Source organism: Actinoplanes sp. NPDC051537, assembly GCF_055586105.1.
This window is the reverse complement of sequence record NZ_JBVJIU010000008.1, coordinates 413,847-426,912: the sequence shown is the minus strand read 5'-3', so window position 1 is coordinate 426,912 and position 13,066 is coordinate 413,847. Positions and strand designations below refer to the sequence as shown.

The 13,066-nt window shown below is 73.0% G+C and carries 10 protein-coding genes and 1 pseudogene; 8 read left to right on the top strand and 3 right to left on the bottom strand.

All coding sequences use genetic code 11. From position 1 onward, the window contains the following. Together ACZ6TB_RS22230 and ACZ6TB_RS22225 are read left to right on the top strand one after the other, a co-directional pair. The coding region (locus ACZ6TB_RS22230) for a hypothetical protein (RefSeq protein ID WP_465556566.1) at positions 1-215 on the top strand (215 nt) is incomplete at its 5' end. Then, positions 152-373: pseudogene (locus ACZ6TB_RS22225) on the top strand (hypothetical protein); the annotation flags it as partial. The gene ACZ6TB_RS22230 and the pseudogene ACZ6TB_RS22225, both read left to right, overlap by 64 nt. Here the strand turns inward: ACZ6TB_RS22225 and ACZ6TB_RS22220 are convergent. Continuing rightward, positions 364-924: a Uma2 family endonuclease gene (locus ACZ6TB_RS22220; RefSeq protein ID WP_465556444.1), complete on the bottom strand. Its 561-nt coding sequence runs from the start codon at positions 922-924 to the stop codon at positions 364-366. The pseudogene ACZ6TB_RS22225 and the gene ACZ6TB_RS22220 overlap by 10 nt on opposite strands. Before the next feature lie 83 nt (positions 925-1,007). Here ACZ6TB_RS22220 and ACZ6TB_RS22215 point away from each other — a divergent pair, with 83 nt between their 5' ends. Genes ACZ6TB_RS22215 through ACZ6TB_RS22200 form a run of 4 tightly spaced genes read left to right on the top strand, consistent with a single transcriptional unit; the run spans position 1,008 to position 3,571 of the window. Further along, positions 1,008-2,153, top strand: a complete 1,146-nt coding sequence (locus ACZ6TB_RS22215; protein WP_465556443.1) for a 5-(carboxyamino)imidazole ribonucleotide synthase — start codon at positions 1,008-1,010, stop codon at positions 2,151-2,153. After that, complete coding sequence (gene purE, locus ACZ6TB_RS22210) at positions 2,153-2,650, top strand: 5-(carboxyamino)imidazole ribonucleotide mutase (protein WP_465556442.1); 498 nt, start codon at positions 2,153-2,155, stop codon at positions 2,648-2,650. Before ACZ6TB_RS22215 ends, purE begins: the two co-directional genes overlap by 1 nt. 10 nt (positions 2,651-2,660) lie before the next feature. Continuing rightward, positions 2,661-3,092 (top strand): glutaredoxin domain-containing protein, encoded by a 432-nt coding sequence (locus ACZ6TB_RS22205; protein ID WP_465556441.1) that lies wholly within the window; start codon positions 2,661-2,663, stop codon positions 3,090-3,092. Then, complete coding sequence (locus ACZ6TB_RS22200; protein WP_465556440.1) at positions 3,092-3,571, top strand: GyrI-like domain-containing protein; 480 nt, start codon at positions 3,092-3,094, stop codon at positions 3,569-3,571. Before ACZ6TB_RS22205 ends, ACZ6TB_RS22200 begins: the two co-directional genes overlap by 1 nt. A gap of 374 nt (positions 3,572-3,945) precedes the next feature. Here ACZ6TB_RS22200 and ACZ6TB_RS22195 read toward each other — a convergent pair whose 3' ends face one another. Next, positions 3,946-8,724 carry an SCO7613 C-terminal domain-containing membrane protein gene (locus tag ACZ6TB_RS22195; RefSeq protein WP_465556439.1) on the bottom strand — a complete coding sequence of 1,593 codons (4,779 nt, stop codon included), beginning with the start codon at positions 8,722-8,724 and terminating at the stop codon, positions 3,946-3,948. Between the two features lie 881 nt (positions 8,725-9,605). Continuing rightward, positions 9,606-10,973, bottom strand: a complete 1,368-nt coding sequence (locus tag ACZ6TB_RS22190; protein WP_465556438.1) for a UDP-glucose dehydrogenase family protein — start codon at positions 10,971-10,973, stop codon at positions 9,606-9,608. A 96-nt stretch (positions 10,974-11,069) separates the two neighbouring features. Between ACZ6TB_RS22190 and ACZ6TB_RS22185 the strand changes: the two genes are divergently transcribed. Together ACZ6TB_RS22185 and ACZ6TB_RS22180 are read left to right on the top strand one after the other, a co-directional pair. Continuing rightward, positions 11,070-12,224, top strand: coding sequence for an acyl-CoA dehydrogenase family protein (locus tag ACZ6TB_RS22185; protein WP_465556437.1), 1,155 nt, complete (start codon positions 11,070-11,072; stop codon positions 12,222-12,224). A 116-nt stretch (positions 12,225-12,340) separates the two neighbouring features. Continuing rightward, on the top strand, positions 12,341-13,066 hold the full coding sequence (locus tag ACZ6TB_RS22180) for a hypothetical protein (protein WP_465556436.1): 726 nt from the start codon (positions 12,341-12,343) through the stop codon (positions 13,064-13,066).

Genomic DNA, 13,066 nt, shown 5'->3' with positions numbered 1-13,066 from the left:
CGCCGCGCCTGCTGACGCCGCGCCTGCTGACGCCGCGCCTGCTGACGCCGCGCCTGCTGACGCCGCGCCTGCTGACGCCGCGCCTGCTGACGCCGCGCCTGCTGACGCCGCTTCGGCTGACGCCGGTGAGGCCGCCGCCGGCCGGGCCGGTGCCGATCCCGCGGTCGCGGCCCTGGTCGAGGCCGCGCGTCGCCACGCTCCGCCCGGCGCCGTGATCGTCGTCGGCGAGCCGGACCGGCCCGGCGTCCCGCTGCTGGCCGCCCGTCCCCTCATCGGGGGCGCTCCCACCGCGTACGTCTGCCGCGGCTTTGTTTGTGACCGCCCGGTGACCGACCCGGAGGCCCTCCTCGCCCGCCTGCGCGATCAGGCCTGAAGGAAGTCGCCGGGCGCGGCCTCCAGCAGCTCGGACAGCGGCATTTGCGCCACCGTCTCGTAGATGGTGCCGTCGGTGAGCCGGAACAAAGTCATGGTTTGGGCGGGATCGCGGGCGACCGTCCAATAGCGAGGGATGCCGGCGCTCGCATATTCGGCGACCTTGACCAGTTGATCGATCGCTTCGGAACCGCGCGAGACGATCTCGACCGCCAGCGCGATGTCGGCGGTCGGCAGCCACACCGACCCGCGAGGCAGCGGTTTGGACCACACGGTGAGGTCGGGCATGCGGCCGCCGTCGCCGTCCGGCCCCGGAATCCGGATGCCGATGGCCTGCACGATCTGCTCGATCGGCCAGCCGCCGCCAGCGAGCCAGAACATGATGCGGCTCGCGACGACCGCGTGATCGCTTTCAGGGGGTGGCACGACGAAGAGAACTCCCTCGGGACTGGTCTCGTACCGTCGGCCGTGCGTATCGGCGGAGATCATGGCGGCAAGGTCATCGAGCGTGATGACGTCAGGCATGTTCCTGCCGATTGCTTCAGCGCTCATGCCGCAATGCTACGGAATCTGAGCAGCGCCTGGCCGGGGCTGTGGATAACCCGGCCGAGGGGCGCAGCTAGGCTTGTCGGGCGATGGATAACCGAACCGGTCTGCCCGTAGTCGGCATGGTGGGCGGCGGGCAACTGGCCCGGATGACCCACCAGGCCGCGATCTCCCTTGGCCAGTCACTGCGCGTGCTCAGTGTCTCGCCCGATGACAGTGCCGCCCTGGTGGCCGCCGATGTGCACATCGGGACGCATACCGATCTGGCTGCTCTGCGTGAGTTTGCCAAGGGGTGTGACGCCGTCACGTTCGACCACGAGCATGTGCCGACCGGGCACATCGCGACGCTCGAGAGCGAAGGCGTGAAGGTGTTCCCGGGGTCGCGGGCGCTGGTCTTCGCGCAGGACAAGGGGCGGATGCGGGAGCGGCTCGCCGAGCTGGGCGCGCCGGTGCCGCGGTGGCGGCTGGTCGAGACCGCGGCCGACATCGAGGCCTTCGCGGGCGAGGTCGGCCGGCCGGTCGTGGCCAAGGCGGTCCGCGGCGGGTACGACGGCAAGGGCGTCTGGATGCTCGACGACCCGGCCGAGGCCGCCGCGCTGGTCGCCACCGGCACGGCGCTGCTGGTCGAGGAGCGTGTGCCGCTCCGGCGCGAGCTGGCCGCGCTCGTGGCGCGGTCGCCGTTCGGGCAGGTCGCGGCCTATCCGGTGGTCGAGACCGTGCAGCGGGACGGCATCTGCGTCGAGGTGCTCGCGCCCGCACCCGGGTTGCGGGAGTCGCTGGCGATCGAGGCCCAGCAGCTCGCCATCGACCTGGCCAACGCGCTCGATGTGGTCGGCCTGCTGGCGGTCGAGCTGTTCGAGACCGACCGGGGCATCGTGGTCAACGAGCTCGCGATGCGGCCGCACAACTCGGGGCACTGGACGATCGAGGGCGCGCGCACGTCCCAGTTCGAGCAGCACCTGCGGGCGGTGCTCGACTACCCGATGGGCGCGACGACGCTGACCGCGCCCGCGGTCGTGATGGCCAACGTGCTGGGCGGCGCCCCGGGCGGCATCTCGATCGACGAGCGCGTGCACCACCTGTTCGCCACCGATCCGGGCGCGCGCGTGCACCTCTACGGCAAGCAGGTGCGGCCCGGTCGCAAGATCGGCCACGTGACCGTGCTCGGCGACGACATGAACTCGGTGCGGGCCCGCGCGGCCCGGGCCGCCAAGTGGCTCCAGGAGGGCGAGTAATGGCACCGGTCGTCGGCATCATCATGGGCAGCGACTCCGACTGGCCCACGATGGAGGCGGCGGCGGTCGCGCTGGCCGAGTTCGAGGTGCCGTTCGAGGTCGGCGTCGTTTCGGCCCATCGCACCGTACGCAAAATGGTCGACTACGCCGAGGGAGCGGCCGACCGCGGCATCAAGGTCATCATCGCGGGCGCCGGCGGTGCGGCCCACCTGCCCGGCATGGTCGCCGCTCTGACCCCGCTGCCGGTGATCGGCGTACCGGTGCCGCTCAAGCACCTCGACGGCATGGACTCGCTGCTGTCGATCGTCCAGATGCCGGCCGGCGTGCCGGTCGCGACGGTCTCGATCGGCGGCGCGCGCAACGCCGGCCTGCTGGCCGTGCGCGTTCTGGGCGCGTCCGACCCGGCGTTGCGCGACAAGATGACGGCGTTCCAGGCCGGTCTCGAGAAGCTCGTGGCCGAGAAGGACGCCGCGCTGCGCGACCGCCTGTTGGGGTAGCGTCACCCCCATGATGCGGCGGTGGGGATTGTCGGTCGTCATGCTCGTCCTCGCGCTCTTCGCCGGGGCGACCTCATTGGCGGCGGGCAATGTCGGCACCGCCGTCGTGCTGTTCGTCGTCCTGGCCGTCATCGCGGGGCTGACGTCGCCGCGCGCCTTCCCGAAGTCGGTTCCCGACGCGACCGCGCGGGCGGCCAGCGCCGAGGACGGGCGGCCGATCGTCTATTGGCGCCCGGGCTGCCCGTTCTGCATGCGGTTGCGGGCGTCGCTGGGCCGCGACGCGAACCGTCTGCATTGGGTGGACATCTGGGCCGACCCCGAGGGCGCGGCCTCGGTGCGGGCGGTGGCGGACGGCAACGAGACGGTGCCGACGGTGATCACGGCAAGCGGGGCGATGGTCAATCCACAGCCCGATCGCGTACGGGATCTGGTCCGCGCCTGATGGAGATCATCACCCCGCCGGCCGTAGCCGAAAAGCCCGATCGGCACTTCGCGGGGATCCGGGTGGTCACGCCGTTTCGCGGGATGTTCGCCGTCCGCGACCGGTTGATGCAGGAGCTCTACGACGCGGGGGTCGGCGACGGGCACACGTTCTTTCGCCTGCGCGTGGTGGATATGGATGGCCCGATGGACATCGAGGTCGGCATCGAGACGTCGGCGCCGGTCACGCCCGTGGGCCGGACAGCGCCGGGGGTACTGCCGGCCGGGCGCTACGCCACGATGACCTACGTCAACCACGGGCGGCGGGCCAATGGTGCGCTGATCGACTGGATTCGCGGGAACGGCTTGGTCATGGACGTCGCTGAAGATCCTGGTGGGGATCGCTTCGGGTGTCGCTACGAGATGTATCTGACCGATCCGCGGGTCGAGCGCATGAAGACCAAGTGGCAGATCGAGCTGGCGATTCGCCTCGCCGACTGAGGGGGCGGTCGGATCGGCGGTAGCCTCCCTCTAGGCGTCATGCCAGCCGGTCGAAGCGACCGTGGGGCGGTCGTGTGAGGCGGTCGTGTGAGGCGGCGGCCGTTACGTTCCCCACCCTCGGCACTGGGTGGGGGCAACATACCGGCGGCCTATGACATTTTTGCTCGGCTGTCCACAAGCCAAGCGCCCTGCCCGGCAGCGCCCAGCCCGTCAGCCCGGCAGCGCCCAGCCCGTCAGCCCGGCAGCGCCCTGCTCGTCAGCCCGGCAGCGCCCCACCCGGCAGCCCCGAAAGCGCCCCACCCAGCAGCCCGAAAGCGCCCCACCCGGGGCAGCCTGAAAGCGCCCCACCCGGCAGCCTGAGACCGCCCCACCACTCAGCGCATCCCGACCAGTCTGTTCTTCAGGCCCTCTCGGGTACGGCGCCGATTTTCGTTCGTCGCGCCGAAGATCAGCAGGATTACGCCCAGCGGCAGCAGGACAACCCACGGGCCCACCAGCGTCACCGCGAAGTGGATCGCGGCGATGGCGGTCGCCACGGCGCCGACTACTACCGGGGCCTGCTGGCGGTAGGTCGAGCCGACGATCAGCGTGGCCACGGCGCCCAGCAGGAGCAGTACCTCGCGCAACTCGCCGCCGCTGCCGGCCAGGACTATGCCGATCGTGGGGACGAACGCCGCCAGCAGCGCGGGACCGTACGCGGCCCAGCTCGACAGGTCGGTGCGGGTGCGGGATTCGACGATTCCCACCGCCAGGGCCATGCCCGCGAACGGCAGGGTGTACGCCTCGGGCAGCGCCACGCCGCCGAGGGCTATGAAGAGCCACCAACCGACGATCTCGAAGGCCACCGCCAGCCAGAAGAGCAGGCGCCGCTGGTTGGCCGAGCGGCCGGAACGCGACGCCGCCAGGCCGAGGACCGCGCCCCACGCCGCCAGCAGGACGGCCAGGTGGGCGGGGGAGTCGTAGGCCAGCGCGCCGGCCAGGATTGCCGACGTGTAGCCGGCCCACTCGACCGTGGTGGCCTCGGGCCGGTACTGCGGGAGGCCCAGGCGCGGGACCGTGGCTTCGATGATCAGCAGGGCGGCCCCGACGGCGAGGACGCCGAAGGACGCCCACGAGCGCTCGACGCCGGCGGCCACCGCGACCGCGAGGACGAAGAGCTGGCCCATCAGGGCGGCGAACAGCCAACCGAGGATGCGGGCGTGCTGGGTTTTGCCGGCCAGCGCCGCCACCAGGCCGACACCCACGGCTGAGCCGAGCGTGAACAGTGTCAGGTTCTGCTGGGCGAGGCTGCCGGACAGGCCCGCGTTCCCGGCCAGCAGGCCGATCACGAAAACCACATTGCGGGTGGTACGCAGCAACGGGGCCCGGGTCGCGATCGGTGGTGGGGTGAGGGCGAGGCCGAGCATGACGATCGTGAAGACGATGAGGCCCGCCGAGGTGGCGGCCGGGAACGGCGCTCGCAGGGCGATGGGCGCGATCAGGATGGTGATCGCCACGCCGGGGAGGATGACCGGCACCGCCTCCGAGGCCCGGCCGCCGAAGCCGATCGCGGCCAGCGCGGCCGCCGCCGTGAGCAGGCCGATGGCCAGGACGCTGGTGCCGTCGACGTAGCCCGACGCCGGCTGGGCCAGCGCCGCGATCGGGCCGTCCCAGATGTGCCGCGCCTGCTGGAGCGGGTCGATCAGCGCCGCCTTGAGGGCGGGCGCGATCGAGAACAGCGCCAGGATCGTCGGGATCAGGGCGATCAGCACCGCGCTGGTGGCCGGGTCGACCATCCAGCGGCCGCTCAGGCCGCTCGGGCGCAGGGCGGTCCAGCGCGACGCCTCGTAGCGGGTGCCGGACCAGAATCGGTTGCGGGCCACCGTGAGGCCGGGCGCGGGGGTGGCGCCGCGCAGCAGTTCGGCGAGCACGCCGAGCAGGGCCGCGGCGGCGGCGTAGAGGGCGGTCGAGTACGGCGTGGGGATCGACGCGAACGCGGTGCCGGTCGCGCCCAGCACCAGGCCGACGGTGGCCCACGGCAGGTACTGCGGGATCCAGCGGGCGATCGAGGCGAGCACGGCCAGGCCGAGGCTCGAGGCGGCCAGCGCGGCGGTGAGCACGACCTGGGCGCTGTTGCCCTGCTCGGCGGCGAGCGCGGCCAGCACGCCGGGCAGCGTGACCAGCACGGCGCCGGTGGCGGCGCCGCCGATCTGGGCGCGGTGGCGGGGCATGCCGGTGTCGTCGCGGGCCAGGTCGGCCTCGGTGATGACCGGGGTCCAGAAGCCGCCGGAATCGAGCGCGGGAGCATTCTCGGGGGCCATCGTGTAGGCGACCGGCGTGCGGGCCATGGCCGCGGTGAGCGCGCCGGTGGCGGCGATGATCAGCAGGGCGAGGCCGGTGGACCAGGGGCGGGCGAGGCCGGCGCCGGCGGCGTGCAGGAGGACGGCGGCGGCCGCGGCGGCGCGGCAGAGGGCGGCGCGGGGGTCGGTGGCGGCGATCGCGGCCATCGCGTACGCGACCCCGACCGCCCCGCCCACGAGCAGCGGCGACCACCAGGGCAGCCCGATCGCGAACGGCGTGCCGATCGCCGCCAGCGCGCCGCAGGTCGCGGAGATCGCGTACGACCAGGGGCGGGGCGCCGCGAAGGCGGCCGCGATGGCCACCACGACCAGCGCGAACGGGGCCTGCCAGGCGCCCGCGGGCGGCGTCGTCGAGTATTGCGACAGGTCGGCGGCCCAGACCGCGCCGTGCAGGCCGAGCACGCGCAAGCCGCCGGCCAGCGCCTGCCAGCCGGCGATCGCGCCGACCACGACGCCGGCCAGCGCGAGGCCGCGCACCGGGCCGCGGCGCCAGTCGTCGGGCAGGGCCGCCACGCCGAGCGCGACGATCAGCACGACCACGCCGGCGACGGCGAGCGGCGCGTTCGGGAAGGCCAGCGCGAACACCCGGGCCAGGGCGCCGCAGATCGCCACCGTGGCGGCGGCGGCCGCGATGTCGGGGCCGTCCAGCACCCGGTCGCTGCGCCGGCCGTTGTCGATCGAGCGGGCGAAGAACAGCAGGCCGGCCGCGACCAGCAGCAGCGCGCCGACCCAGATGTCGGGGGCGGTGGCGCCGGGGGCGAGCAGGGCGGCCAGGGCCAGCGCGACGGCGCCGAGGCCGGTGCCGGCGGTCAGCGGGACGCTGATCTCGCGGCGGGCGACCTGGAAGACGGCGGCGTAGCTGAGCGTGGCGGCGACGGCCAGGAAGCCGACGGCCAGCGCGGGCACGGTGACGGCCTCGGTCGGCGGCGGGCCGTTGCCGGTGTCGGAGACGGCGAGCGCGCCGGTGACCACGGCGCCGGGCAGGGCCAGCGCGGCGGCGCCGGCGGCCCAGTCGCCGACCAGCCAGGCGTAGAGCCGGATCGGGATCTGGCGCGCGGCCACGGCGATCATCACGCCGGCGCCGGCCAGAGCGGTGAGCACGGCGGCGGTGAGCCAGGAGGCACTGAGCGCGGCGCCCGCGCCGAAGAGGCCGACGGCGCCGGCGGCGGCCACGTGGGTGACGGCGATCCGGCGGGTGCTCGCGGCCAGGCCCGCGCCGCCGATCGCGATCGAGCCGAGGACCAGCGGCCAGGGCGCCTCCGACCAGCGCAGGCCGAGCGAGGCGGGCACGGCCAGGGCGGTCAGCGCGACGCCGATCACGGCGCCCTCGTGCCGCCAGGCGCGCGGCAGGGCGAGCGCGGCCGCGATGGTGACCAGCAGGGCGCTGAACGCCAGCAGCCAGCCGGACGGTCCGGCCGCCTCGGCGATGCGCTGCGCGTAGTGCTCGGTGTCGGCGTTCCAGATCGGGCGGGCGGCCTGGAGCGGGGCGAGGGCCGCGCGGACGCCGTCGATGGTCAGGAAGAGGGTGAGGATCACCAGGGCGATGGCCGAGGCGATCTCGGGCCCGGTGCGGACGGCCGCGGGCAGCAGGCCGACCACGGCGCCGGCGACCGCGATCGTGGCCGCGGCCACCACCAGCGTCCAGTGCGGCGACACCACGTCGGCGATCCGGGCGGCCGAGCCGATCACGGCGATGGTCAGCACGCCGCCGGTGATGTTGCGGGCCAGCAGGTTGTCGAGCAGGTGGGCGGCGGCGACTGCGGCGAGCGCGGCCAGCACCAACACGAGGCCCGAGCGCATCGCGTCGGCGACCACGCCGGCCTGGAGCAGCGCCACCGAGGAGTAGAGCAGGGCGCCCGCGCTGGCCACGCAGAGCAGCGCGAACGTGAGCTCGCGCAGCCAGTCGGCGGACGGCGGCGAGGCCGGCGGGGCGAGCGAGACCGAGCCCGCGGGCGGGGCGCCGGCCGGGCGCGGCCCCGGGAAGATGCGGGTCGGCAGCCAGCGCCAGCGCCGGCGGCCGGTCATCCCGTGCAGGATGAGGTCGGGTTCCTCGGGCAGCGACTCGGGACGCTGCGGTGTCGCGAGCGGCGCCTCGAAGTCACGGGCCGCGAAGTCGGCGACTCCGGCGGCGTGTGCCTCGTCGGCGTCGGCGAGCGTCTCGCGGTCGGCGGGGACCGGGCGGCCGATCGGCCACTGCGGCACCAGCCGCCCGCTGCGGATCACCGTGGTGAGCAGCAGCAGGTCGAGCACGGCCACCACGGTCAGGGCCATGCCCCAGCCGGCCGGGCTGTGGATCGAGGGGTACGCGAGCAGCAGCGGCACCGGCTGGAGCGCGACGACCGTGGCGTAGCGCGGCGCGCTGAGCCGGGTCGCGGTCGCGTAGAGGGCGCCGGCCACCGCCGTGAGCGCGAAGGTGACGCCGAGGTAGAGCGGCAGCGACACCCGATCGCCGCCGGCCAGCGCGCTGTCGTGCAGCGCGTAGAGGGTCATCGGCAGCAGGATCAGGCCGACGCCGGCCACCGTCTCGGCGGTCGAGCTCAGCCCGCGGCGGGCGATGCCGGGGGCCGCGACCAGGGCGATCGCGGTGAAGACGGCCAGGATCGTGGCGCGGGCCAGCGGGTTGTCGACGGCGACGCCGGCGAAGACCACGGCCGCCACGCCGATCAGCAGCGCGCCCAGGGCGAGCAGGATGTTCTGCACCGACTGGGTGGAGGCCTCGGGCGGGTGCTGCTCGCCGCCGGTGAAGCCGGCCCGGCGCGGTGGCGCCGGGGCGACCCGCTCGGTCGGCGGCGGGTCGTCGACCAGGGCGGTCACGCCGTCGCTGGCGGCCCCGGGCGGGCCGGTGTGCGCGGTGCCGGGCGGCGACCAGCTGGGGCGCGGCCCGGTCGGGCGGCCCCGGGCGCCGGCTGGAGGTGGGCCGGCAGCGCGTGACCCGCCCGGGGGCGGGCCGGCAGCGCGTGACCCGCCCGGCGGCGGGCCGGCGGCACGCGATCCGGTGGGCGGTGGGCCGCCGGCGCGAGATCCGGCCGGCGGTGGGCCCGCGGCGTGAGATCCGGCCGGCGGTGGGCCCGCGGCGCGAGATCCGGCCGGCGGTGGGCCCGCGGCGCGCGACCCGCCCGGCGGTGGGCCGGCAGCGCGCGACCCGGCCGGCGGCGGGCTGGTCGGACGGGAAGCGGTCGATGCCGGACCGGCGGCGGCCCCGGCCGGTGGGGGCGGCGGATCACTCGGGCCCGCCCCGGGCGGGGGCGGCGGGGTCTCGTCGATCGGCGTGGCGCCGGGCGGGGGCGGGGGCGGCTCGTCGACACGGCCGGTGGGGGGAGGCGGGGGCGGATAGTCCTCGGTGGGCTTTCGCCGTACGCGCCGGGATTTTGTCGCCTTTTTCGCCTTTGACTGCTGGTTGGCGTGGGCGAGGATGTCTCGCTGGAACTGGGCCGCCTGGATCTTGGCGGCGATCTGGGTGCGCTCCTTCGCGGCGGCCATGTCGCGGATCTTCAGATCAGCGATCGAGGCATCGATCCGAGACAGCTCCTCGTCGTAGCTGTCGGACTGTCCAGCCTGCGCCACGGCACCTCCTCGACCCCGTCCGGCCGCCCGCTCGGTGGGGATAACCAGAGCATGCCGGTACGACACCTCATTAGAACAGGCTCACGGGGGCGGAGATCTATGGAAACGGGCGCGAAACGCCGCCGACGTCGTCACGCGGTCGGGCGACCCATCCCTCGGAAGGTCCACCCGGCGCGCGCCCACTGAGCGGGGTCCAGGCAGTTCCGGCCGTCGATGACCCGGCGTGCGGCGACGAGCTCGCCGAGGGCCACCGGGTCGGCGTTGCGGAACTCGGCCCACTCGGTGGCGATCACCACAAGCTCGGCGTCGCGTACGGCGTCGGTGAGGCTCGGCGCGTACGCGAGGGACGGCTGCACCCGGCGGGCGTTGGCCATCGCCTGGGGGTCGTAGACGGTGACGGCCGCACCCGCCGCGGCGAGAGCCAGCGCCACCGCGAGACTGGGAGAATCCCGTACATCATCCGAATTGGGCTTGAAGGCCGCACCCAGCGCCGCCACCCGGGTCCCGGAAAGGTCCGGCCCCGCCGGGCCGACCGGCCGGTCCAGCAACTCGGCCGCGAGGGTGAGCACCCGCCCCCGCCGCCGTGTGTTGATCAGATCGACCTCGTGCAGGAAGCGCAGCGCCTCGCCCGCGCCCAGCTCCTGGGCCCGGGCCTGGAACGCGCGGATGTCCTTGGGCAGGCAGCCACCGCCGAAGCCCAGCCCGGCCTGGAGGAACCGGTTGCCGATCCGCGGGTCGTAGCCGATCGCGCGGGCCAGCTGGGTGACGTCGCCGCCGGCCACCTCGCACACCTCGGCCATCGCGTTGATGAAGCTGATCTTCGTGGCCAGGAACGCGTTCGCGGCCACCTTGACCAGCTCGGCCGTCGCGAAGTCGGTCACCACCAGCGGCACCTCGCGGTCCTCGGTGGCGGCGAGGTCGAAAACCCCTTTGTGCGCCGCCGCGAGCAGGTTGTTCGCCCACTCCGAGCGGACGCCGGCGATGATCCGGGTGGGGCGCAGCACGTCCTCGACCGCGTAGCCCTCCTGGAGGAACTCGGGCGACCAGGCCACCTCCACGCCCAGGGCGGGATCGGCGAGCTTGGCGACCAGCTGCTCCACCCACGCCGCCGTGCCCACCGGCACGGTCGACTTGCCGACGATCAGGGCGCGGCGCTCGAGCAGCGGCGCGAGGTGGGTGACGGCCTGTTCGACGTACGTGAGATCGGCGCCCATCCCATCCGGGCGCTGGGGTGTGCCCACGCAGATGAAGTGCACGTCGGCGTGCTCGGCGGCGTCGGCGTACTCGGTGCTGAAGCGCAGCCGCCCGCCGGCCAGACCCCGCCGGAGCAGGTCCTCCAGGCCCGGCTCGTGGAACGGCACCCGGCCCGCCGCCAGCGCGTCGATCTTGGCGGCGTCCACGTCGACGCCGATCACCTCGTAGCCGAGCTCGGCGAAGCAGATGGCGTACGTGGCGCCCAGGTAGCCGGTGCCTAGGAACGACAAGCGGGGATGTGTCACGTCCCGCTTAACGACCAAGCCCCTGGTCGGCGCGCGCTACGCGTCGGTAACATAGCTCGTGGTTTCCGCTTCTCAGTTGTGAAAGGGCGCGCCCATATGTCTGAGTTCGACGTGTACCGGCTGCCGGAGGACCACGAGACCATCCGTGCGGCGGTCCGCGAGGTCTGTGACGCGCGGGTGGCGCCCAATGCCGCCGAGGCGGACGAGACCTCGGAGTTCCCGAAGGCGTCCTACGAGGCGCTGCGGTCCTCCGACTTCCATGCGCCGCACATCCCTGCTGAGTACGGCGGCGCGGGCGCGGACGCGCTGGCCACGGCCATCGTGATCGAGGAAGTGGCGCGGGCCTGTGCTTCCTCGTCGCTCATTCCCGCGGTGAACAAGCTGGGGACGATGCCGCTGCTGATCGCGGGCTCCCACGACTTGAAGTCGCGGTACCTGCCCAAGGTCGCTTCGGGGGAGGCGATGTTCTCGTACTGCCTGTCGGAGCCCGAGGCCGGTTCCGATGCCGTGTCGATGACGACCCGGGCCGTACGGGATGGGGATTTCTATGTTCTCAATGGCGTAAAGCGGTGGATCACGAACGCCGGGGTGTCCGAGTTCTACACCGTCTTCGCGACCACCGACCCCTCCTCGCGCTCGCGGGGGATCTCCGCTTTCGTCGTGGAGAAGTCGGATGAGGGGGTCTCGTTCGGGGCGCCGGAGAAGAAGCTCGGGATCAAGGGCTCGCCGACCCGCGAGGTGTACTTCGACAACGTGCGCATTCCGGCCGACCGCATGATCGGCGAGGAGGGCACCGGCTTCGCGACCGCGATGAAGACGCTCGACCACACCCGGGTGACCATCGCGGCCCAGGCCATCGGCATCGCCCAGGGCGCGCTCGACTTCGCCCTCGGTTACGTGAAGGAGCGCAAGCAGTTCGGCAAGCCGATCGCCGACTTCCAGGGCATCCAGTTCATGCTGGCCGACATGGGCATGAAGCTCGAGGCGGCGCGGCAGCTGACGTACGCCGCGGCCGGCAAGAGCGAGCGCGGCGACGCCGACCTGACCTACTTCGGCGCGGCCGCGAAGTGCTTCGCCTCCGACGCCGCCATGGAGATCACCACCGACGCGGTCCAGTTGCTCGGCGGCTACGGCTACACCCGCGACTACCCGGTCGAGCGCATGATGCGCGACGCAAAGATCACCCAGATCTACGAGGGTACGAACCAGGTGCAGCGCATCGTGATGGCGCGGCAGCTTCTGAAGGACTGATCTCCTCGATAGGAGTACTCGCCTTGCCTCGCCGATTGATCGGGGAATAGCGTTCGAGCCCTCGGAACGGCAACGCTCCACAACGGAGCCGACCCGTAAGAGGGAAGGACTTTGCCATGAGTTGGCGCGATAATCCATTGGCCCTGGACGCCCTGGCGATTCAAGGCTATTACGAGGAAGACAACAAGGTCCTCAAGCAAGACACCCTTGCCGTCAGCCTGCGCGATATCTATGCCGATCAACCCGTTCTCGCCGGCGACGACGACGTTCTGATCAAAAAGGCCAGGCTCGGCCAGCTCGGGCTGACCTCGGAAGCGCTCATCAACCGGGTGTTGCCCGGGTTCTTGTCGAAAACTCGTCTCCGCGACGACGAGGCGACGATTCTCAAGCGGGAACCCAAGGACCATCCGGATCTGGAGGAGCGCGCCCGGGCAGTCGCCGACATCACGGCGCTCCTCTGGGGCACGATGAGCCGCACGAGCCGGTCCGGCGCCGTGCAGACCCTGCTGATCCACAAGGGTCTGCTACTGGTCGATGCGAAGGTCACCCGGGACGGCTTCACCGTCCCGGTGAAGGTCGCGACGGACGACCAGGACCTCATCATCGAGTACTACGTCCGCCCCCGTGGGGATCAGATCGTCAAGGTCAGCGGCAGTGTGCGCGACGACTGCGCGCTGGTCGGCATGACCTTCGAGGGAATCGCCGACCGCATGAAGCGGGAGCTGGGCATCAGCGTCACGACGGCGGTCGGCCGGTTGATGCAGGTGGCCACACCCGACTTCTCGGCTCTGACGGCCGGGGAGCCCGCCCGGGCGATCTCCGCCGCGGCGCCCCGGAAGTAG

What these genes read in the sequence shown, in the direction of transcription:
- ACZ6TB_RS22220 (WP_465556444.1), bottom strand. Translation starts at nt 924, where the DNA reads ATGAGCGCTGAAGCAATCGGCAGGAACATGCCTGACGTCATCACGCTC.
- ACZ6TB_RS22215 (WP_465556443.1), top strand. Translation starts at nt 1,008, where the DNA reads ATGGATAACCGAACCGGTCTGCCCGTAGTCGGCATGGTGGGCGGCGGG.
- purE (WP_465556442.1), top strand. Translation starts at nt 2,153, where the DNA reads ATGGCACCGGTCGTCGGCATCATCATGGGCAGCGACTCCGACTGGCCC.
- ACZ6TB_RS22205 (WP_465556441.1), top strand. Translation starts at nt 2,661, where the DNA reads ATGATGCGGCGGTGGGGATTGTCGGTCGTCATGCTCGTCCTCGCGCTC.
- ACZ6TB_RS22200 (WP_465556440.1), top strand. Translation starts at nt 3,092, where the DNA reads ATGGAGATCATCACCCCGCCGGCCGTAGCCGAAAAGCCCGATCGGCAC.
- ACZ6TB_RS22185 (WP_465556437.1), top strand. Translation starts at nt 11,070, where the DNA reads ATGTCTGAGTTCGACGTGTACCGGCTGCCGGAGGACCACGAGACCATC.
- ACZ6TB_RS22180 (WP_465556436.1), top strand. Translation starts at nt 12,341, where the DNA reads ATGAGTTGGCGCGATAATCCATTGGCCCTGGACGCCCTGGCGATTCAA.